We start from the raw sequence: 23270 nt of genomic DNA, 5'->3' as shown, positions 1-23270 counted from the left end.
GTCATGATCCTTTTTGCGCAAAAGTAACTGGAACCAGATTCTCAACCTATGGAGGGCTGTTTACTTGGACAGCACACTGAAACAACTGACTGGTATTGAAGCAATGGACGAGACCAGCTGCGTGACCATCGGCGTCGCCTCACCCGAGACGATCCGCTCTTGGAGCCACGGCGAGGTCAAAAATCCTGAGACCATCAATTACCGTTCCTTCAAGCCTGAAAAAGGCGGTTTGTTTTGTGAACGGATTTTCGGGCCGACGCATGACTGGGAATGCAATTGCGGCAAGTACAAACGCGTGAAACACAAGGGCGTGGTTTGTGATCGCTGCGGCGTGGAAGTGACCCTGTCCCGCGTTCGTCGCGAGCGCATGGGGCACCTCGAACTGGCCGTGCCGGTTTCTCACGTGTGGTTCTACAAATGCATGCCGAGCCGGCTTGGCCTGATGCTCGACATGACGCCGCGGGCGCTGGAAAAAGTCCTGTACTACGAATCATGGATCGTCACCGACAAGGGCAATACGCCCCTTGAGGACCAGATGCTGCTCAGCGAGGAAGAATATCGCGAGAGCCGCGAGGCCTATGGGGATTCCTTCAAGGCCGGGATGGGCGCCGAGGCCATTGAAGAACTGCTGGCGAAGCTTGATCTCGAAGCGATCCGCGTGGAATTGTCTGAAGAGCTGGTAACCACCAAGAGCAAAGCCGTACGGAAAAAGATTGCCAAGCGGGTGCGCCTGGTCGAGGGTTTTATCGACAACAAGATGAATCCCTGCTGGATGGTCCTGCATGTGCTGCCGGTCATTCCTCCGGAGTTGCGGCCGTTGGTGCCGTTGGAAGGCGGTCGTTTTGCCACTTCGGATCTGAATGATCTCTACCGCCGGGTGATCAACCGTAACAACCGTTTGCGTAATTTGTTGCAGCTGAAGACGCCTGAAGTGATCATTCGCAATGAGAAACGCATGTTGCAGGAAGCCGTTGACGCGTTGCTGGACAACGGCCGTCACGGCCGGGCAGTGACGGGCACGGGCAACCGTCCGCTGAAGTCGCTCACTGGCATGCTCAAAGGTAAGCAGGGTCGTTTCCGCCAGAATCTTCTGGGCAAGCGCGTGGACTACTCGGGGCGTTCGGTGATCGTTGTGGGTCCCGAGCTGCGGATCAATCAGTGCGGTCTGCCCAAGGAGATGGCGCTGGTGCTTTTCGAGCCATTCATCATGCGGCGCCTGAAAGAGCGTGGCCATGTGCATACCGTCCGCAACGCCAAGAAGTGGATTGAGCAGCGGCGGAAAGAAGTGTGGGACATCCTGGATGAAGTGATCAAGGGCCATCCCATTCTGTTGAACCGCGCCCCGACGTTGCACCGTCTGAGTATTCAGGCTTTTGACCCGATCTTGATTGAGGGCCAGGCCATTCGTCTGCATCCGTTGGTCTGTACGGCGTTCAACGCGGACTTTGACGGCGACCAGATGGCCGTGCACGTTCCGCTGTCGAACGAGGCGCAGCTGGAAGCCAAGTTGATCATGCTGGCTCCGAACAACATCTTCTCGCCGGCCAGCGGCAAGCCGATCACCACTCCCAGCCAGGATATCACCCTCGGGGTGTATTATCTGTGCTATGAAAACAAGCGTGACAAAGAGGCTTTCCTGAAGACTCCCGCCAAGGAACAACGCTGGTTCAATGACTACCACGAGTTGCTCCGTGCCTACGACGCGAAGGCGCTAGGTATTCACGACCATATCAATATGCGCAATCCCTTCTATGGCAAAGACACCACCTGGGGCGCGGCGGTCAAGAACGAGCGCTTCATCGTCACCACCGTCGGCCGCTGTATCTTCAATGAGATCTGGCCGGAGGTCATGGGCTTCTTTAATGGCCCGGTTGGCAAGAAGGAACTCGGCCGGATGATCAAGGATTGCTACGAGACGGTGGGGCGCAAGGGCCTGATCACGGTTCTGGATCGGCTCAAGGACCTCGGCTACGAGTATGCGACCTGGTCTGGTTTCTCAATCGGCATTCAGGACATGATCGTGCCGAAGGAAAAGCCGGAGATCATTGGCAAAGCGCAGGGCGAAATTGACAAGATTCGCGAGCAGCGCCGCATCGGCGCCATCACCGAGCTAGAGCGTTACAACAAGAGCATCGACGTGTGGACGCAGGCCAACAACGAGTTGGCCGCCCGTCTCTTCAAGGTCCTGGAAGAAAACAATGGCAGTGAGGAAATCAATCCGGTGTTTGCCATGCTTGATTCCGGTGCTCGTGGTAGTAAAGACCAGGTTCGTCAGCTGGCCGGCATGCGCGGTTTGATGGCCAAGCCTTCGGGCGAGATCATTGAGCGGCCGATTCAGGCCAACTTCCGTGAAGGGCTGCCAGTGTTGGAGTACTTCATTAGCTCGCACGGTGCGCGCAAAGGTTTGGCGGACACGGCGTTGAAAACGGCCGACTCTGGTTATATGACTCGCCGGCTGGTGGACGTTGCTCACGACGTGATTTGCGTCGAGCACGACTGCGGCACGGTGAACGGCATCTGGGCCCGGCCTATCCGCGAGGGTAATGAGGACCGCGTGCCGTTGGAAGATCGCATCATCGGTCGTTTCAGTGTCGATGAAATCAAGGACCCGGTCAGCCGCACCGTGCTGGTTGGCGCCGGTGAGGAGATCACGGCGAGCATCGCCAAGCGGATTGTCCAGATGGGCATTGAGAAGGTGCATATCCGCTCGGTGCTGACCTGTGAGAGCGATCGCGGCGTCTGTTGCAAGTGCTACGGCCGGAATCTGGCCACAGGCGATCTGCCGAACATGGGCGACCCCCTGGGCATCATCGCCGCGCAGTCCATCGGCGAGCCTGGTACCCAGCTGACCATGCGTACCTTCCACTACGGCGGTACGGCATCGGCGTCCTTCAACCAGTTCTTCTACGAGGCCCAGCACAGCGGTATCCTGCGTTTCCAGGAAGCCCACCCGGTGCAGACCAAGGATGGCAACTACATCGTCCTGAACAAAAATGGCCGTATCATCATTGAGAACAAGGACGGCATTGAGCAGGAAAGCTACGAGCTGGTTCCCGGCGCGACGCTGCGCAAGAACGACGGCGACAGCGTCGAAATCGGCGAACGCTTTGTGGAATGGGATCCCTACAACGTGCCCATCATCACCAAGATCGGCGGCCGCATCGAATACCGCGACTTGACTGAGGGTATTACGATGCGTCGCGAGATCAGCGGCACCAGCGGCAAGGAAGAAACCATCGTCATGGAGCACAGCGATGACGTGCACCCGACCCTGGTGATCGTCGGTGAAGGCGCCAAGAGCGGCGATGAATCGGCCGTGATCGACTCCTACAGTCTGCCGGCCGGCGCGCATATTATGGTGGCCGAGAAAGCCCGGGTCGACGCTGGTGAAGTGCTCGCCAAGACGCCGCGGCAAAGCATGCGTACCAAAGATATCACTGGTGGTCTGCCCCGTGTTGCCGAGCTCTTTGAAGCCCGTCGGCCCAAGGAAGCCGCTGAAATCGCCAAGATTGACGGCACGGTGGAGTTGGACAAGCCGGTGAAAGGGCGCCGCAACATTCGCATTCGCGATCTGGAAAGTGGCAGCAGCCAGGACCACCTCATTCCCCCTGGCAAGCGGATTATCGTCTTCAACGGCGACTTCGTGCGCAAGGGCTCGCCCCTTACGGACGGCACTGTGGTCTTGCATGAAATGCTTGACATCTGCGGTCCGCAGGAACTGCAGGAGTACCTGGTGAACGAGGTCCAGCAGGTCTACCGTCTGCAGGGCGTTGAGATCAATGACAAGCACATTGAGATCATCGTGCGCCAGATGATGCGCAAGGTGCGTATTACCGATCCTGGCCAGACGCGTTTTCTCTTCGGCGAGTCCGTGGACAAGCGCGAGTTCCAGGAGGAGAACCGCCGCGTGCTCGAAGAAGGCGGCATCCAGGCTGAGGCGCAGCAGATGCTGCTGGGCATCACCAAGGCGTCGCTGGCAACCGAGAGCTTTATCTCGGCGGCGTCCTTCCAGGATACCACGCGTGTGCTTACCGAGGCGGCCACTCTGGGCCGGGTGGATCACCTGCGTGGTTTCAAGGAAAACGTCATCATGGGCCATCTCATCCCCGCTGGCACGGGCTATCACACCGTTCAGAATGTCAAGCTGAGCTTCAACGTGCCTGAGGACGAGGACGAGGAGGGCGTGATCTCCGAAGCCAGCGAGAAGGAAGCCAAGGCAAAGGAAAATCTCGCCGGTCTCCGTGGCTTTCTGGACCTCTAAGCCGATTGTCGGAGCCGGCCGCCAGCGCAGCCGGTTTCGGCTAGTGCCGCCGACGGGCCAAAAGCCCGGCGGTGGTTTGACAATGTCTTGGTTGGTAGTACATTAGTTGTTCGTTTTTTTTCATGGTACAAACTTTCTAGGAAAGAACTGATGCCGACGATTAATCAATTGGTTAGAAATGGCCGTAGTGTGAAGCCCCGGAAGAGCAGTGTCAGGGCCTTAGCTCAGTGCCCCCAGCGCCGTGGCGTCTGCCTGCAAGTGACTACCCGGACGCCCAAGAAGCCGAACTCGGCTTTGCGTAAGATTGCCCGTGTGCGCCTGACCAACGGTCAGGAAGTCACGGCCTACATTGGTGGCGAGGGTCACAATCTTCAGGAACACAGCGTGGTTCTAGTGCGTGGTGGTCGTGTTCGCGACCTTCCTGGTGTGCGTTACCACGTGGTCCGTGGTTCGCTGGACACCCTGGGCATTGAGAAACGCCGTCAGGGTCGTTCGAAGTACGGCACGAAGCGTCCGAAAGCCGGTGCTCCCGCAACGGCCAAAGGCAAGAAATAATCGGTGCACGGGTAGTTCACAGAGGCAGGATAAGCAAGCATGAGAAGACGTAAAGCAGAGAAGCGTCCGGTAACCCCGGATATTTGTTACAACAGCGAGCTCGTCGCCCGGCTGATCAATGCCGTTATGGAGCGCGGCAAGAAGTCCGTCGCCCAGGGCATTGTCTACGACGCGATGATAACGATCAAAGAGCGCAAAAAAGACACTGATCCGCTGGAAGTGATGCAGCAGGCTCTTGAAAATGTCAAGCCGCGTTTGGAAGTGAAGAGCCGCCGTGTTGGCGGTGCGACCTACCAGGTTCCGCTGGAAGTGCCGACGGAGCGTCAGACCGCAGTCGCCTTGCGTTGGATTGTCGGCTATGCTCGTGCTCGCAAGGGCATGCCCATGGCCAGGGCCCTCGCCGGCGAGTTGCTTGACGCTTTTGACAACACCGGCAACGCCGTCAAGAAGCGTGATGACACGCACAAGATGGCCAACGCCAACAAGGCTTTTGCGCATTACCGCTGGTAAGTGATTGCCTGCGACTGTTTTTTTGATTTTTGGAGGCGCAGGTTATGAGCGAGCCCGCAGCTGCAGGACCCGCGGATACTTCCGCCTCAAGGATACGCAATGTCGGCGTCATTGCCCACATTGACGCCGGCAAGACCACTTTGACCGAGCGGATTTTGTTTGATTGCGGCGCCTTGCGCTACATGGGCGATGTCCAGGACGGCACGACCGTGACGGACTGGCTTAGTCAGGAACGCGAGCGTGGCATCAGCATCATTAGTGCGGCGGTAAGTTGTCAGTGGCGGGAGTGCCAGTTGAATGTGATCGACACTCCCGGCCACATTGATTTTACGGCAGAGGTCGAACGGACCCTGCGGGTGCTCGATGGTGCCGTTGCCGTTTTCTGCGCGGTTCGCGGTGTGCAGGCCCAGTCGGAAACAGTCTGGCGCTGTGCACGCAAGAACGGGGTGCCGGGAATAGCCTTTGTGAACAAAATGGACCGTATCGGGGCCGATTACCGGGGCGTCGTGCGGCAGATAAGTGAGCGCTTTCGCATTACGGCGCTGCCGGTGCAAGTGCCGCTAGGGGCTGAAGATGCTTTTCGCGGTGTGGTCGATGTCATCAGTGGTCGCGCCTTGGGGCCGGGCAACGAAGCGCTGGCCGAGTTGAATGATTTTTCGGGCGACGAGGAAGTCCGCGCCGCCCGCAGCTATTTGATAGAATGTCTGGCTGAAGTTGACGACGGCATTCTCCGCGATTATCTCGCGGATCAAGTGCCGGACGAAGAGAGCTTGAAAGCCGCCTTGCGGCGGGCCGTGCTGGCCTGCAGCATCATGCCGGTGTTCTGTGGGAGTTCCCTGCGGAATATCGGGGTGACGTGTCTCTTGGATGCGATCTGCGATTATCTGCCCTCACCGGCAGAGCGACCGGCGCCCGAGTTGTTGAGCGAGGCTGTGTCGGGCTCGGCGACAAGTCTGATGGTCTTCAAGGTCGTCAATGACAGCTATGGCCTGGGCCGGCTGAGCTACGTCCGGGTATATTCCGGGCAAGTCAGTCCCGGGTTGGTTTTACGCAATGTCCGCAGCGGCAAGGAAGCGGTAGCTGAAGAGGTCTTCCGCGTCCGCGCTGATCTTTGTGAGAGCATCGCCGAGGCAGTGGCTGGAGACATTGTGGCTTTGCGAGGAATGGGTGACGACGTCGTCACCGGCGATACGCTGTGCAGTCCGGCAGCCGCAGTGGAATTGCGGCGTATATGCTTTCCCGAACCCGTGGTGAGCATGGCGCTGGAAGGCAGCAGCGTAAGCGATAGACAGGGCCTGGCGGCTGCCTTACAGCAGATGTGCCTGGAAGACCCGACGATACGACGAAAAGAAGGCCCGGGACCGGGCCAGTGGACAATATCCGGGATGGGCGAACTTCACCTGGATGTCTTTCTGGATCGGCTCCGTTCAGAATACGGGATAGCGGCGAAAGCCGGGAATCCCCGCGTTGAATACCGGGACACCATTGCCGGTGAAGCTTGCGTCGAAAGACGTTTTGAAAAGCGTTTGGGCGATGGCCGGGTCCTGTGGGCAGCAGTGAAAGTGAGTGTGGCCGCCTTGCCGCGAGGCAGTGGCGTACGGTTGGAGCTGGGCGATGCCGCGGCGGCGTTGCCGGGGGCCTGCCGCGAAGCACTCCTTCAGGGGCTGCGTGATGTTTTGGCTGCGGATGTCTGTGAAGGGCATCCGCTGACAGATATGCATGTCCGAGTCGAGGACTTGTCGTACGATGCAAGCGACCTGTCTGAGCTGGCGTTTCTCAATGTTGCCCGGTTGGCCTTGTCAGATGCAATAGGCGAGGCTGGTCGGGTCGAAATGGAACCGGTCATGTTGTTGGAGGTGAGTACGCCTCAGGATCATCTAGGTGTCGTGATTGCCGATCTGACGGCTCGGCGGGGTCGCGTCACTGAAGTTGACTCGTTGGCACTTGGGGTGGCTCGAATTGTCGCGTTGGTTCCGTTAGCGGAGTTGTTTGGTTACGCGTCGTCTCTGCGCTCGCTGAGCGGGGGCCGTGGCGATGTGGTGGCCGAGCCGTCGCAGTATGCGCTCTGTCTACGGAAGCATAAGTGATTGAAGCAGTTAATTGAGGTTTGACATTACTATGGCAAACAAGCAAACCATTCGCATCAGACTCCAGGCGTTTGAACATACGATCCTGGATCAGTCCACCGCTGAGATCGTCAATACGGTCAAGCGGACGGGCGCCCAGATCGCCGGGCCGATACCGCTGCCAACGCGGATCGAGCGCTTTACCGTGAATCGTTCTCCCCATGTTGACAAGAAGTCGATGGACCAATTTGAGATCCGCACCCATAAGCGCGTGCTGGATATCATCGACCCGAGCAGCCGGACAGTTGACGAGCTCAAGAAGCTCAATCTTCCTGCTGGTGTTGACATCATCATCAAGATATGACGGGGAGGCGCAGCATGAAAAAAGGCTTATTAGGTAAAAAACTGGGCATGACCCATGTTTACACGGAAACGGGCGTGATGGTCCCAGTCACAGCGATTGAGCTGGGCCCCTGCCCGGTACTCGACTTGCGGACACAGGCCAAGGACGGCTACAGTGCCGTTCAGCTGGGCTTTGGCTCCCGCAAGGTTAAGAATGTGAGCAAGGCAGTCTTGGGCCACTTGGCCAAGGCCGACCTGGCCGCGAATCCCCCGGCGGTCATTCGCGAAATGCGCATGGACAGCGATCCGACCTGCGCCATCGGCGACCAGCTCTCAGCGGACATTTTTGCCGCCAACGAGTTTGTTGATGTCGTTGGCCACAGCAAGGGCAAGGGCTTCTCTGGCGTCGTGCGCCGCTACAACTTTGCTGGCGGTCGCGCCAGCCATGGCGGTGCCTGGACTCGCCGGACGGGTTCCATCGGTATGTGTGCTGCTCCTGGCAAAGTATACAAGGGCCGGAAGATGCCGGGGCACATGGGCAATGAGCGTTGTACCGTGCAGAATCTCCTGGTGGTTGAAGTTCGTCCGGAAAAGAATCTGTTGCTGGTCAAGGGTGCGATACCCGGTCCGACCGGCGGCATGGTGATTGTCCGTAACGCGGTGAAAAAATAAAACGGGGAGTGGCTGCAATGGCAACGACATTACCTGTAAAGACGATGACTGGCGCTGATGGCGCCACAGTTGATATTCAGGAAAGCTGGCTTGAGCGCATCAAAGGCGAGCAAGCTGTAAAGGATTCCGTGGTGGCATTTCTGGCGCGTATGCGTTCAGGCACTGCGGCGACGAAGACGCGTGGACTGGTATCTGGCGGCGGCAGCAAGCCGTGGCGTCAGAAGGGCACTGGTCGTGCCCGGTCCGGTAGCTCACGCAGTCCGGTGTGGCGTGGTGGTGGTACCGTTTTTGGTCCCCAGCCCCGCAGTTACGAGAAGAAAGTGAATATGAAGGTCGAGAAGCTGGCCCTGCGCCGCGCTTTCACCGATCGTATTGACGAGGGCGAAGTGATCTTGGTTGACGAGTTGTCCTTTGCGACGCCGAAGACCAAGGAAATGACGAAGTTTCTGGCAGCCGTCGGCGCTGGTGACAACGTGCTGGTCATTGTTGACGACTACAGCGAGAATGTCGAGCTGGCCGTCCGCAATCTGCCGAAAGTCCTGCTGTTGCCCGCTTCAGCGGTCAACACCTACTGGATGCTGCTGTTCAAAAAAGTTGTGATAACCAATGCCGGGCTTGAAGCGCTTGGCCAACGCTTGGCGTAAGGAGGCCATACACCATGAAGAACCCTTACGATGTAGTTTACACAGTGATGATTACCGAGAAGGCGACGGCGCTGTCAGAAAAGCAGAGCCGCTACGCGTTCAAAGTGAATCCGACCAGCAACAAGATTGAGATTCGTCAGGCCGTTGAAGCGATTTTTGAAGGCGTGAAAGTCTCTTCTGTGAACGTGATGAATTGCCTTGGCAAGAAGAAACGCATGAGAAGTTCCAAGCTGGGCAAGCGCCCGGATTGGAAGAAGGCGTTGGTCACAGTGACCGAAGGCAGCATTGAACTGCTTTGAGGCGGAAGCGTTTAGAGGAGCATGAGGCAATATCATGGGAATTAGAAAATACAAACCGACGTCTCCAGGGCGGAGGCAGATGACAGTCAGTGATTTCACTGAAATCACCCGCAGCACCCCCGAGAAAAGTCTGACTGTTGGCAAGAGCTCGACTGGCGGCCGTAATAACGCCGGCCGGATCACCACGCGGTTCCGTGGCGGCGGTGTCAAGCGGCGTTATCGTCTCATTGACTTCCGTCGTGACAAGGACGGCGTGGCGGCGAAGGTCGCGCATATCGAGTACGATCCCAATCGCAGCGCCCGCGTAGCCTTGCTGCATTATACCGACGGCGTGAAGCGCTACATTTTGGCGCCTGCCGGTCTGAAGCAGGGCGACATGGTCCTGAGTGGTGAGGGAGCTGATTTCAAGCCCGGCAATGCGATGTGCTTGAAGGACATTCCTGACGGCTTGAGTGTCCACTGCATTGAGCTGGTTCCCGGCCAGGGCGCGAACATCGCCCGCGCGGCGGGCCAGGTTGCCATTGTCCGCGCCAAGGAGAATGGCCTGGTGCAGGTGAAATTGCCCAGTGGTGAGATTCGTCAGATCAACGGCAATTGCCGGGCGACGATTGGCCAGGTCGGCAATATTGAGCACATCAGCATCAGCCTGGGCAAGGCCGGTAAGAAACGCTACCAGGGCAAACGCCCGCACGTTCGTGGTGTGGTGATGAACCCTGTTGACCATCCCATGGGTGGTGGTGAAGGCCGGACCAGCGGTGGCGGTCATCCGCAGTCGCCCTGGGGCCAGCTGGCCAAGGGGTATCGGACCCGTAATAAGAAGAAGACGTCCAGTCGCTTCATCATTGAACGGAGGAAGAAATAATGTCATCACGCTCAATCAAAAAAGGCCCGTTCGTGGACGCCCCTCTGATGGAGAAGGTGGAAGCCATGAACAGCAAGGGCGAGAAGAAGGTCGTCAAGACCTGGTCCCGCCGTTCCATGATCATGCCCGACTTTGTTGGGCACACCTTTGCGGTGCATAACGGCAAGGTGTTCGTCAACGTGTTTGTCACGGAAAACATGGTCGGCCATCGCCTTGGCGAGTTCTCGCTGACCCGGACCTTCCGTGGCCACGGTGCCATCAGCGGTAAGTAATACTCGCCGCGACCTTCGCACGCACTATTGCGTACTCAAAGGAGCCTGGATTCGTCCAGGCTCCTTTTTTTTGTTGGCATGAGAAGGGCGCAAAGAGGGACTTGTCTCGGCATGAAAGGAGCGACGCGCGCCCTGTAATGCATCCTGGCAAAGCAAGTTGTCTAGGAAAATCACGACGGGACGTTATCCTATGCCACAGACATATTTTCGGCAACTGGGCACTCACGATTTCATATCACCCATGAGGACATTGTCAAGTATCATGTCCATCCCAAGTCAGCCTTTTCAGCCGCAGGAATTAACTGAGCGTCTCAAGCATCTTGATGCCGGAGCCCTGCTTAAGCTAAAAAAGGCATTGCAAAGTCAGTCGCAGCTAGTGGCTGCCCCGGTTATGGTTGAAGCGTTGCCGCCCTCGGGTGAGGACGCCGGTTGTTATGAGATGAGCCGTATTCAGCGGCGTCTCTGGTTGCAAAGCCAATTTGGCGAGGCCGGCAGTGCCTCATACAATATTGCGGCTGCGTTTTGGTATCCAATTCGTCTTTCATCCGAGCGTCTGGAAATCGCCTGGCGTACACTTTTGGATCGTCACGAAATCCTCCGCACCGGCTTTCTGAGCGCTGATAACGGTCAACGTTTTAGCCAGCGTCCCCGTGCTTCGCGTGATTGGCGAATGAGTTTTGAGCAGCTGACAGGCGTTACCGAGGAAGAAGTCCTGGCCTGTCTGGGCACAGCGGCGAATCGTGAGGCCGCCCGTCCTTTTGATTTGGCGAAAGACTGGCTGTTACGAGTCGTCTGGTTTGAGTCGCCGCAGCGAGACGGCTGTGGCCTGTCGGTGGTTTTCCATCATTCCATCTGCGATGGGCAGACCCTGCGCATTCTCTGTCAAGAACTCGCAGTCTTGTATGAAGGGAAGACCAGTCTTCCTGCCCCCGCCCATCAGTATCGCGATTTTGTGGCCTGGGAACAACGTCGCGAGGCCGAGGATTCGGACGGCGATCTGAAGTACTGGACGGACGTCTTTGCCGAACTTCCTGAACCGCTGCCCCTGAATACGGACTTTCCCCGCCAAGCGATTGCGCAATTCAGTGGTTCGGTCGTTGAGGCGACGTTTGAAGCCGCAACTGTCGGTCGCTTTGTGCATCGTTGCACGGCGAATAGCGGGACGCTTTTCATGGGCTGCGTCGCGGTCACGCAAATACTGCTTGCCCGCTGGAGCCGCCACGCCGATGTTGTCATCGGCATCCCATCGTCGGGACGCATCGTGCCGTCATTGGAAAATCTTGTCGGGCCCCTGGTCAATACCCTGGCGCTCCGTCTTAATATCAATGATCACGAACTGAATTTTGACGATTTTTTCGCGCGAGTCCGCAATGTGGTATTGGATGGTTTTGCGCATCAGGGATGTTCTTTTGACCGTCTCGTGGAGGCGGTAAAAGCCAAGCCGCTTGCTGGTCATTCGCCCCTTTTTGATATTTTACTTGGTCTTGTGGACGAAGAGGACGAAGCCCTCGTCCTGGGTGGGCAGTATCCTCGTCTACTGCCACTGGCCACCCCTTACAGCAAAGTTGATATTTCCTTTCTGCTGACGAGAAAACGCGATGGCGGCTTGACCTTGCGCCTGGAATACGACAAACAGTTGTTTTCCAGCGCCCGAATGGCCAGGCTCTTGTGTTCGTGGCAAACTCTTTTTCTGGCATTGGCCGCTCAGTCCAGCGAAGCAATTGGTCGGCTGCCGCTTCTTGATGAGGCCGGCCGGAGGCAAGTGCTCCAGGCGTTCAACCAGACCACCAGGCCATACCCCGAGAACTCCACCATTACCGCCGAATTCCGTCGGCAATGCGAGCGGACACCGGATTTGCCGGCTTTGCAGGCGGGGAAGACGACTTTGACCTATCGCGAGCTTGATGCTCTTTCCGAGCGTCTGGCGGTTTGGCTGTATGGACAGACGCGCGTCCAGCCTGACCGTCCTCTCGGGCTCATGGCGGATCGTTCGGCGGACATGCTGGTCGCCATTCTGGCTATTCTGAAGACAGGGGCTGCCTATATGCCTCTTTCGCCGGATTTGCCGCTTGAGCGCCTGCGTTTCATGCTGGACGACGCCGACGTCGGGTTTGTTCTTGGTGAGACTCGTTGCGCGCCTCTATTTGCTGATTGGGGGGGGCGGTTCTGCGGTATGGCTGAGGTGATGGAGCGATTACCCGCTGAGTGCTGTCCGGCGCCGATGGTGCCTCAGTCGGCCAGTTCTTTAGCCATAGTCATATATACTTCCGGTTCGACTGGGCAGCCCAAGGGGACGCTGGTCGAGCATCGCGGAGTGCTGCGGACGGTATGCAATACCGATTATCACCAGGTTGTATCGGGTGAGCGGGTGCTCCAGACTGGTGCTTTGTCTTTTGATGCTTCGACCTTTGACATCTGGGGGCCGCTCCTCAATGGGGGCTGTTGTTGTCTGCCTCCTGGGAAGGAGCTTCTGGAAATCCAGGAGTTTGCCGAATTGCTGGATTTTTACCGTGTTGACACGGCCTTTATCACGACTGGGTTGTTCAATCAGATCGTCGAGTACAATGTCTCGGCCCTGAGTCGTCTTGGGACTATTCTGACTGGTGGTGAGAAAGTCTCGGTCAGGCATATGAACCGACTTCGGCAAGCTGCCCCGCGGCTGCGGATACTGCATATGTATGGTCCGACGGAGAATACCACGTTTTCGACTTGGCATGAGGTCAAGGGCGTGTACACCGACACGGTGCCTATCGGGGCCCCCGTTGCCAATTCGACGGCTTACATCCTCGATGATTTTCTCCAGCCCCTGCCCATTGGCGTTCCAGGCGAAATCTACTGCGGGGGGGCGGGAGTGACGCGTGGGTATTTGGGGCATCCTGAACTCACGGCCGAACGATTTCTCCCTGACCCCTATGATCCCGCTTGCCGCGCCGGGGCCATGCTCTACAAGACCGGCGATTTGGCTTGCTGGGACGAGCACGGGCAAATCGTCTTTCTGGGACGCAATGACGACCAAGTGAAGATTCGGGGGTTTCGGATCGAGTTGGGGGAGGTCGAGCTTCTTCTCCGGCGCTTGCCGGAGGTTGAAAATGCCGTCGTCACTGCCCGTCGCAGCGGTGGCACCAGCGAACTGATTGCGTACATCGTCCCTGCTGCAGGTACTTCGCCTTCTCGCGAGGCCATCCGGGCGGGCATGGCAGCTCTGGCCCCATCCTATTTTCTTCCGTCCTTTATCGTCTTTATGGAGCAGCTTCCTCTCAATGCCAGTGGGAAGGTAAACCGCCGCCGGCTACCGGAACCGGGGGAGCAGGAAAGTACTGGGGAGACGGCGACGGAGGGAAATGGCCAGGCCTGCCAGGGGCGGGCGGAGACGATTATCGGGGAAATCTGCCAGCAACTCCTCAACCGCCCGCATCTCAGTCGCTCAGACAATTTTTTCCGTCTGGGCGGTGATTCGATTAAGGCGATTCAACTCATGTCGCGGGCCAGGCAGCGAGGGCTGATATTTAAGCTGGCGGATGTATTTGCGGCCGACAGCATTGCCGAACTGGCGGCTGGCGCCCAAGAGTTGCCTACGGCTGGCGAGTCGGAAGGGCGCCGTCCGTTGCTGATGACATCGCCGCTCTCGCCGGTTCAGAGATGGTGGGTTAGCCAGCGCGGCATGCCCATCGACCATTTTAATCTCTCTGGGGTTTGGAAAATACCGGGTGAGCGGTTATGTCCCGAGCGTCTGAAGATTGCCTTGGACCAGCTTCTCGTCAGTCATCCCTCACTCCGTCTGAGTTATTTGGCGGGGGAGGAGTGCCAGAGCATCCATTCGGAGGCCACGTATTCACTTGAGACCCTCGTTTTCAGCGCGTCTGAAGGGGGTGACCGCAGTGATGCTATTCGGGGTTTCTACGCCCGGCTACAGGCCAGTCTTTGCCTGGCCAGGGGGCATCTTTTGGCCGCTGGGCTCATTTTAGACGGCCAGGACAGCACGCTTGCCCTCATTTTGCACCATTGGGTCGCCGATGAACTTACCGGCAGGATACTCATCGACGATTTGGAGCACTTCTACTATTCTGACGCTGACATGCCGGCGGCCATACCGGAGCCGATTCCTTTCACCAACTGGTGCGAAGCGGTCGCCGGGACTGCCTGTCGCGATTTTCTTCTTCATGACCTGGTTCTGTGGGACAGGCTTGCCAGCGAGATTTCCGCTTTCAGTTTGCCCAGACCACCAGAAAAAGCCGTCAGCACTACGGCCACTGGCACGCTTGCGGCAGCGACGACAGACGGCCTGGTTGCCCGGGGAAAACAACTCTATCAGGCCGATTTGCGCGAGCTTCTTTTGGCTGCGTTCAGTCGTGCCTGGCAGTCGCTCACGGGGCAGAGTTATTGCGCCGTTGCCCTGGAGGGGCATGGCCGGGAGACGCTTCCCGGTTATGAGGACATTGGGCGGACGGCCGGTTGGTTCACCGCCCTCTTTCCTTTTTCCCTCGACACACTTTCGGGGGAGAGCTGGGGCGAGCTCTGCCGCCGTCATAAAGACCGGCTTCGTGCTCTTCCCCGGCATGACTTCGGCTATTTGGCCACTGGCCACAGCGAGCTGCCGCCCATCAGCTTCAATTATTTGGGGCAGACTGATTCCGCGAGCACGAGTCGTTGGCAATTGACCGCCGAGACCGCCGGCGAGAACCATCAGGAGGGAATGCCCCCGCTCTTCACCTTTGATGTCATTGCCCAAAAGATCAACGGACAGCTGGTAGTGACGGTCGCCGGCTATTCGCTTGACTGCTCCTCGGGGCATATCGTCACGCCTGAGCGACTCCTGGAAGCCTGGCTGGGAGAGCTTTCCGAGCTGGCCGAATGGCTGACTCGCCCCACCCGTGTCCCGCAACTAAGTCTGGCCGACCTCACAATACAGGATTTGTCGTTGGTTCAGCTGGATGCCCTTCTCGCCAAGTATGGCTGGGGCAATAGTGACGTGCAGGACATTCTTCCTCTGACGTCGTTGCAAGCGGGCATTGTCTATCACACCGTCGCCACCGGCGACCGGCAATCCTACGCAGACCAGGTCAGCCTGAGATTGCGCGGGGCACAACTGGAGGCGGCGGTGCTGGCTCGTGCCATTGACACGCTGGGAGAGATCGCTGAGGGCCTCAGAATTGCCATCATCACCGAGGATGTCCCGGCGCCCTTGCAGGTCGTCCTCAAAAATCGTCGCCCGGCCTGTGAAGTCATTGACCTCTCGCCGAGAAAGGCTGGCGAGGCCGGGGAAAGTCAGGAGGCCTTTCTGGAGGCGTTGCGGCTTCGCAACCGGCAGCGCGGCTTTGATTTGACGGGCGATTCCCTCCTGCGATTTACCATCGTCACGTTGGCGGCGGACACGTTTGAGCTGGTCATAGATTTTCATCATGTGGCCATTGACGGCTGGTCCAGCACTCTCATTTTGTCTCTGCTCGAAAAAATTGTCAAGGAGCCAGAGACCGTTCCGGTAGTTCCGTCGCTTTCCGCATATTATCGCTGGTGGCAGAGCGAAACCGCGAACCAGGCAGAGAGCGTTCAGTACTGGGAGCGACTGGTTGGCGACTACCGGCAGCGCATTCTCCCTCCCGGGCAGCCCGCCGCCCGGGACGGTGCGGCGTCGGAGCCACTTTTTTGGGAGGCGATTCTTGAGTCAGCGGTGGTTGAGCCCTTGCGCACCTGGGCAGCGACCGCCAACTGCACGCTCAGCCATGTTTTCCAGGCGCTTTGGGGGCTTCTGCTGTCCGTCACCAGTGGCAGTGATGACATCGCCTTCGGCTGCACCGATTCAGGCCGGAATGTTCCCGTGCCAGGGATCGAAGGGCTTTTGGGAATGGTCATCCATACTTTGCCGGTCCGCTTGCGCCTGCAACACGGCATGACCTTTGCCGAACTGGGACGAGAGGTGCGCAACCAGTTTACTGACAGCCAGAGCCACAGTCATGTCTCTTTGGCCGATATCCAGGCCCTTTCACCCGCCGGGGCCAGTCTTCTGACCCATACCATCGTCTTTGAGAACGCCCCGGACGAGACGGCTGAGGATGGCAAATCCGGCTGGCAGTGGGAGACCACCGCCATCCATGACCCCATGCACTTTGACTTCGGATTGCTTGTCGTTCCTCAGAACGGCGGCTTGAAGTTGCGCTATGTGGTCAATGGCCATCTCTATCACCAGTCAGACCTCCAGGCTATCACTGAGGAGTTGATTCGCCTTGCCACTTTGGCGGGGACTGACCCCGAGTGCCTCTTGTCGTCCCTGAAGCAAACAGCCCAGATTCGAAAAGCCCTCCCCTGGACCGTTTCCGCCACCTTCACCGCCGACCCGCTGGTTGAAATGCTCCAGTACTGGGGAAGTCTCACCGGACTACCCCCGGCAGTCGAACTTACCGGTTTCAATCAGATACTCCCCGAGCTTACTTTGCCCGGCAGCCGCTTGAACGATTTTCCAGACGCCAACCATCTGCTGCTCTGGCGGTCGGCCGACTGGCCACAGACCGAGTGGGAAGCAGCCAGTAGGCTTCTCGTCGCGGCGATCTGTTCATTTCAAGCCCGCCAGCCGCTGGCGAGAATCATTCTTGTTCCTTGTCCGGCCGATGACGAATCCGGACTGGCCAAGTGCAGCGAGTATGCCGCCGGTTTCACGGCTATGCTACCGGTTTCACTGGGTGTCACTGTCGTTGACCTAGCTGACCTCGACCAGGCTTTCCAGCTCCAGGACTGGTATCTGGCGGACACACCGGGAGGACTTCCATATGCCGAGGAATTCTTTGCCGCCTTGGCGGCGCGATTGGCTCGGCTGGCTGATGGCAGGACACGGCAGCCGCCCGTCAAGGTATTCGCCGTTGATGCCGACAATACGCTCTGGGGCGGGGTTGTCGGTGAAGACGGCGCGTCTGGTATCCGTTTGGAGGCGGGTCATCTTGACCTGCAGAATCGCCTGATAGCGGCTGATGCGGCCGGTCAGCTCGTCTGTCTGGTCTCCAAGAACAATCCCGGGACTGTTGCCGAAGCTCTGGCACTGCGGCAGGACATGCCCCTCCGGCCCTCCCATTTTCTGCGTCTTTACGAAGGCTGGCAGCCCAAGTCGGAGAGTCTGCGCCGTCTGGCGGCGGACTTGAATCTGGGACTGGATGCGGTGGTCTTTTTGGACGACAGTCCTTTCGAGTGCGCTGAAGTGCGCCAGCACTGCCCAACTGTCCGCGTCGTCCAGCTTCCTGACACTCACCGGGTTGAATTTTACCGTCATCTATGGCTTTTTGACCACGAAGTTGGTACGGCAGAGGATAAACAGCGGGCGGCGATGTACCGGCAGGAGGCCGCACGCCAGAGTTATCTGGAACAAACGGCGTCTTCACCGAGCTGTTTTTTTGCCCAGCTGCAAATTGCGGTCACGGTGTTGCCGCCGGGTGTCGAGGACCTTTCTCGCCTGGCCCAATTGACTCGCCGCACCAACCAGTTTAATACCACCACGTTGCGTCTTCAGGATAGCGAGATGGCCTCACGTTATCAGCCGAGTGGGGTTACGGAAGCGGAGGGCATGCCGGCAGTTCTGGCGGTCCGGGTCCGGGACCGTTTTGGCGATTATGGCTTGACCGGTGCCGTTTTTGGCGAAAAACGCGGTGATGCCTGGTTGGTCACTCATTTTCTGCTCAGTTGCCGGGTGCTGGGGCGGGGAGTGGAGTTCGAGGTGATTCGACAACTGGCCCGGATGGCTCAGGCCGCCGGTTTCGTCACCCTCGACTTCGCGTTTACCCCCAGTGGCAAAAATGCGCCGGCGAAGGCTTTTCTGGATAAAGTTGCAGGTCACCCGCCTTATTCACTCACCATTGCCAATGCCCTGAAGCTCTCGCTCGAAACAGTCCTGGAACAATCGGAGCGTGACGAGCAAACCGGGACGACGATTCCCGCCACAGGCGCAGCCGCCGTCGCACCCGTGTCCTCCGTCGTCGCGTCTACAGGCCCACGAAGCCCCTCCTCACTGGATTACGCCTGGCTGGCGGGCAATTTGGCTCGTGGCGGCGATATCGTCAAACGATTGCGCGGGCAGTATGGCCGGGGCCGTCATAGTGGTCGGATTGGCCGCGGCGGACCGCCACAAGGCGAAGTCGAGACCGAATTAGCCCGGATGTGGTCTGAAATTTTGCGCATTGCGTCGCCGGGTCGCGATGATGTGTTTGCTGATTTGGGTGGCCATAGTTTAAAGGCTGTCATGCTTTTGGGCCGCTTGCAGCTCGCATTTCATAAACAGTTTACCCTTGATGATTTACAGAGTCATCCTACCATCAGGAGTCTGGCCGGGTTGCTTCGCACGGCTTCTGCCGGGACGGCGGTTGTTCCGCCCCTGGTATCTCTTCCGTCGCAGGCCTCCTATCCCTTGTCCAGGGGTCAGGAGAGACTCTGGCTGCTCGAATCGCTCCGTGGGGATGGCCCTTCGCCCTTTTTGCTGACTATCGCCGTGGCCTTCCCAGCGCGGTTGGGGGTCGCCGTGCTGCGGCAGGCTTTTTCCCGGCTGTTGGAGCGTCATGAGAGTCTGCGCACGTCTATTCGCCTGGACAGCGATGGCCGTCCCCGGCAATATATTTGTGCGGCCAGCGAAGTTGAGCTGCCCTTGACAGTACTGACGGCTGTCGGTCCAAGGACTGATTCGGCTTTTCTGGACCTGCTGGGGAAATTGGGTGGACAGCCATTTGACCTTGCGCAACCGCCTTTGCTTCGCATCTTTGTCTGGCAGGACGATGACGAGGCAGGGGGCATTCCCGCCACGGCCGCCGGCGCCGGCGGGCCTTGTTATCTTGGCATCGTTACTCATCATATTGTCAGTGACGGCTGGTCTTTGGGGGTTATGGGTGACGAGCTTCAGCAGCTATACGGCGAGGCCCTAGCAGGTCTTCCGGCCCGTCTCGCGCCTCTTGCAGTCCAGTATCGCGATTATGCTGTCTGGCAAAGTGAATGCCTCCATTCCGTCTCTGGCCAGGCTGGCCGGGACTTCTGGCTCAAGTATCTAGATGAATTGCCGGAACCGCTGAATCTCCCAGCCGATTATCCGCGGCCGCCAGTCAAACAGACGGCCGGGGCTGCCCAGACTTTCATCCTGCCGGCCCAGCCATGGGCGGAAATGCAGCGGATGGCCAGCAATGCTGGCGGACAGACTGCGTTTTGTGCGCTGTTGTCTGCCGTTCAGCTGCTTCTTTGTCGCCTGTCCGGACAAAACGAGTTCCTGGTGGGCACGCCGGTGGCGGCGCGTCCCCATCCGCAGCTGGAAAATCAAATAGGCTTCTTTGTCAATCTGTTGCCTCTTCGCGCCGTGGTTAATCTCGAAGCCAGCCCGAGCGATTTTCTGCGCGCGACGGGCGATAATCTCCGCTGCTGTCTTGATCATCAGGACTATTCGTTTGATTATTTGGTGGACGATTTGCATTTGGCGCGGGAGAGGTCCCGGGCGCCGCTTTTTGATGTCTTGGTTGCGTTCCAGAATGTCGCCCAAAACGCCGTTTGTCTGGGTGGGGAGCCGGGGCGCACGTTGGACTTTCCCAGTCCCAGTAGTCAATATGATCTGACTTTCAACGCATTTGATATAGAGGGCGGGCAGCTGAAAATCGTGTTGGAATACGATACGGCCCTGTTTTCCGCGGCGAGGATTACCAGAATTGGCCACCAGTTGCTGCTGATTCTGTCCAGTCTGGGACGGGATAGTGGCCGCGCGCTCGGGAATCTTGACTGGATACCAGAAGAAGAATGTCGTCTGGTCGTCGGGTATGAGGGGGTTCTTGCCCAACCCGTCCAGAGAACCATTCCCTCTCTTGTCAGTTATCAGTCGGGCGATAAGATTGCGCTCCGGGATTCGCGGGCATCCTACAGCTATCGTGCGTTGCGGCAGCGCGTAGACCATCTGTGCCCGGTCATTGTTGCGGCCGTCCCCCGGGGGGCACGCATTGGTGTTTTGGGGCGGCGTTCGGCGGCCAGTGTCATTGCCCTGCTGGCGGTGATGGAAGCCGGAGATTGCTATGTACCTCTTGATTCCGCCAATCCTCCGGAGCGTCTGGCTTTGATGCTTGAGGACGGGCATTTGGATGCGCTCTTGGTTGCCGATGGGGACTCCCTGCGACTGGCGCAGGAATTGACCGCCGGCTATCCCCAGCCAGCCGCTCCCGTCATTATCTCCTGGCAGCCCGGGGAAGGGTCCGCGCTGGTCGGGGACGGGGCCGCCTTGGTGCCGTCGCCGGTTGCGCCAACGGCCCCCGCCTACATGATATTCACTTCGGGGTCCACGGGGCGTCCCAAAGGGGTGGTGGTTTCTCATTCGGCTTTCTGCACCATGATTCGCGAACAGATCAAGGCTTTCGACATCCATGCCGACGATAGCTGCGGTCAGTTTGCGACACTGGCCTTCGATGCATCAATTTCGGAAATCTTTTTGGCCCTGGGGGCAGGGGCGACACTGGAAGTGGCTCCGGATGAAGCGCGGGAGAGTACAGAGGTCTTCCGGGATTGGCTTCGGGAGCGGCAGCTGACAGTACTGACTCTATCGCCGGCTTTTCTGCGCCTTCTGGACGTCAGCGAGCTGTCTGGCTTGCGCGTGCTCATCACCGCCGGCGAAGCGGCGGATACCGCCCAGGCCGCGGCTCTGGCCGTGCGGATGAAGGTCATTAATGCGTATGGGCCAACCGAGGCCGCGGTCTGCGCCACCTGCTTTCATGTGCATCCCGGCGGTGATTGGCCTTTCGGGCTTCCTATCGGGTCACCACTGCCTGGAGTCCTAGCTTCCGTCCGCGATGCCATCGGCCAGCGTTGTCCCATCGGTGTGCCTGGCGAACTGTATCTTGCCGGGCCGACTTTGGCGGACGGCTATGCCTTTGCCCCGGAGCTCACCGCCGCCAAATTCCCTTTGCTGCCTGAGACGCCGGCCGCCGATGCCCAGTGTCGACGCTGGTATCGCACGGGTGACCGCTGCCGTTGGTGCGAGGATGGTGTGCTGGAGTATCAGGGGCGCTGCGATTCGCAGGTCAAGATTCGCGGTTTTCGGTTGGAATTGGGTGAAGTAGAACAGACTCTGGGGCAAGTTTCTGGAATAACGGCGGCAGTGGCTTTGCTGGACAAACGGTGGGGGCTGGTTGCCTTTTGTCAATGTCCGACGCCAGTGGCGGAAGAGGAGCTTCGTTCGGCGGCCAGCAGGCGCCTGCCATCCTATATGCAGCCTTCCCGCTATGTCATACTCCCCGAGTTTCCGCGCACCGCCAGTGCCAAAATAGACCGCCGGCGCTTGATCGTGCCAGAATTGTCCGTCGTTGGCGAGTATGAAGCGCCGCAGGGGGAGGCCGAGACTGTCCTGGCGGCTGTTTGGTCGGAGGTGTTGGGACATTCATCCCTTGGTCGGAACGCAAATTTCTTCAATCTCGGTGGGGATTCGCTCAAGGTTTTACGAGTCATTTCGGCTCTTCGGGAAAAGGGCTGGTCGGCCACTCTCAAGGGGCTTTTCGCTTCACCCGTCTTGTCCGAGGCAGCTTCGCTACTGACGCGGAACGATGTCGGTGGGGAGCCCGAGCGGATGCCCGCTGCGGAAAAAGATGAGCCCCAGTCCGGCATTGTCCCGTTGCTGCCTATACAACGCTGGTTTTTTCAATCGCGACAGATTCGGACAGCCAGGCAGTTTGCCCTGTCTGTTGTCCTCAAGTCCGCGTCCAGACTTGACCTTGGGCGGCTACAGGACGCCGTGGACAAATTGCTGGCGAAACACGATATGCTCCGGGCACGATTCTTCCGTCAGGCCGGTGTCTGGCAGATGGACTTACGTGAATCGCTATCGTCTCTTTCCTGCCTTTCTGCCATGACCTTGGCAAATGACGGTCAGGAATCGGATTGGGAAAAACTCGGGCGGACGCTGGGGCGGCCCTTCGACCTAGAAAACGAGCCGCTGCTGCGCCTATGCCTGATTCATACTGGCGCTGGCGATTTTCTCGCCGTGGTCGTTCATCATCTGGTGGTGGACTGGGTTTCGCTCCGCATCTTGATGGAGGATTTGGGTCATTTTTATGAGCATCGTCCCGTTCCTGGGGGAACGCATCTTGCGGTTGCGTGGGCGCGACTTCGGGCGCAAGAGACTGATCGGTCCAGCTGGGCAGTCGGCAAAGAGCTGCAACGACTGGTTCGGGCCAGTGCTTTCCCGGCCGCTGGCTGTCATGGCGAGCTGGTCACCCGCGCGGCTTCTTTCCCGCTTCAGGGACGACCTTTTTCCCGCGAGGTTCTTTTGGGCGGAATCATTGCCGCCAGCAAGGCGGGATTTCATCTTGCGAGCATCCCCGTGGTACTCGAAGGACATGGCCGAACTCAGACGGTGGCGGGGCGGCCTCTTGATCGCAGCATCGGTTGGTTCACCAGGCTTGACCCGCTCATCCTGGATACAGGGACGCCGGAGGCCATTCGCCCGGCCCTGGCTTCACTTCCCCGCGAGGGGCGCGACCTCTTTGCTTGGTTCGCCGACAGTCCAGCTCGCTGTCGCAGAGACTTTCCCGCTCTTCTCAGTTTCAATTTTCTCGGTGATTTGACCACCAGTGCCGAGCTGGGCGGAGCCGCGCGGCCACTGTTTACTCTCAGCGAGCGGACATTGCCCGGAATGACGGCTCCCGAAACACCCGCCAGCGTTCCATTGCAGATTGAGGCTTTCATTCTCCATGACACCCTTCATCTCCAAATGGCCTGGTGTCCCCGGACTATCCCAGCGGAAACCATGGAGAGGTGGTGGAAGCGGGTCGCCGAGGCCGTTAGCCGTTAACCACGAACA

At 58.5% G+C, this 23270-nt stretch carries 11 protein-coding genes; all 11 read left to right on the top strand.

The window, feature by feature from the left end:
* Positions 1-103 precede the first annotated feature (103 nt).
* The gene (gene rpoC / locus J3R75_RS04485) at positions 104-4261 is read left to right on the top strand and encodes a DNA-directed RNA polymerase subunit beta' (RefSeq protein WP_370882387.1); all 4158 of its coding nucleotides are present in this window, start codon (positions 104-106) and stop codon (positions 4259-4261) included.
* Between the two features lie 150 nt (positions 4262-4411).
* The gene (gene rpsL, locus J3R75_RS04480; RefSeq protein WP_307260158.1) at positions 4412-4816 is read left to right on the top strand and encodes a 30S ribosomal protein S12; all 405 of its coding nucleotides are present in this window, start codon (positions 4412-4414) and stop codon (positions 4814-4816) included.
* Between the two features lie 39 nt (positions 4817-4855).
* Positions 4856-5326: a 30S ribosomal protein S7 gene (rpsG, locus tag J3R75_RS04475; RefSeq protein ID WP_307260156.1), complete on the top strand. Its 471-nt coding sequence runs from the start codon at positions 4856-4858 to the stop codon at positions 5324-5326.
* A gap of 44 nt (positions 5327-5370) precedes the next feature.
* On the top strand, positions 5371-7413 hold the full coding sequence (locus J3R75_RS04470; protein WP_307260155.1) for an elongation factor G: 2043 nt from the start codon (positions 5371-5373) through the stop codon (positions 7411-7413).
* Between the two features lie 31 nt (positions 7414-7444).
* Positions 7445-7756 carry a 30S ribosomal protein S10 gene (rpsJ, locus tag J3R75_RS04465; RefSeq protein ID WP_307260153.1) on the top strand — a complete coding sequence of 104 codons (312 nt, stop codon included), beginning with the start codon at positions 7445-7447 and terminating at the stop codon, positions 7754-7756.
* Positions 7757-7770: 14 nt separating this feature from the next.
* On the top strand, positions 7771-8406 hold the full coding sequence (gene rplC / locus J3R75_RS04460; protein WP_307260152.1) for a 50S ribosomal protein L3: 636 nt from the start codon (positions 7771-7773) through the stop codon (positions 8404-8406).
* A 17-nt stretch (positions 8407-8423) separates the two neighbouring features.
* The gene (rplD, locus tag J3R75_RS04455; RefSeq protein ID WP_307265487.1) at positions 8424-9050 is read left to right on the top strand and encodes a 50S ribosomal protein L4; all 627 of its coding nucleotides are present in this window, start codon (positions 8424-8426) and stop codon (positions 9048-9050) included.
* 14 nt (positions 9051-9064) lie between these two features.
* Positions 9065-9349, top strand: a complete 285-nt coding sequence (rplW, locus tag J3R75_RS04450; RefSeq protein WP_307260151.1) for a 50S ribosomal protein L23 — start codon at positions 9065-9067, stop codon at positions 9347-9349.
* 34 nt (positions 9350-9383) lie between these two features.
* Complete coding sequence (gene rplB, locus J3R75_RS04445) at positions 9384-10211, top strand: 50S ribosomal protein L2 (protein WP_307260150.1); 828 nt, start codon at positions 9384-9386, stop codon at positions 10209-10211.
* Positions 10211-10483, top strand: a complete 273-nt coding sequence (rpsS, locus tag J3R75_RS04440; protein ID WP_307260148.1) for a 30S ribosomal protein S19 — start codon at positions 10211-10213, stop codon at positions 10481-10483. Before rplB ends, rpsS begins: the two co-directional genes overlap by 1 nt.
* Before the next feature lie 190 nt (positions 10484-10673).
* Positions 10674-23261, top strand: a complete 12588-nt coding sequence (locus J3R75_RS04435; RefSeq protein ID WP_307260147.1) for a non-ribosomal peptide synthetase — start codon at positions 10674-10676, stop codon at positions 23259-23261.
* The last annotated feature ends 9 nt before the right edge of the window (positions 23262-23270 follow it).

It is taken from the genome of Oligosphaera ethanolica, from assembly GCF_030814695.1.
In the GTDB taxonomy this organism is placed as follows: Bacteria; Verrucomicrobiota; Lentisphaeria; order Oligosphaerales; family Oligosphaeraceae; genus Oligosphaera; species Oligosphaera ethanolica.
The sequence above is the reverse complement of the archived record's forward strand: the minus strand, read 5'-3'. Positions and strand labels throughout refer to the sequence as shown.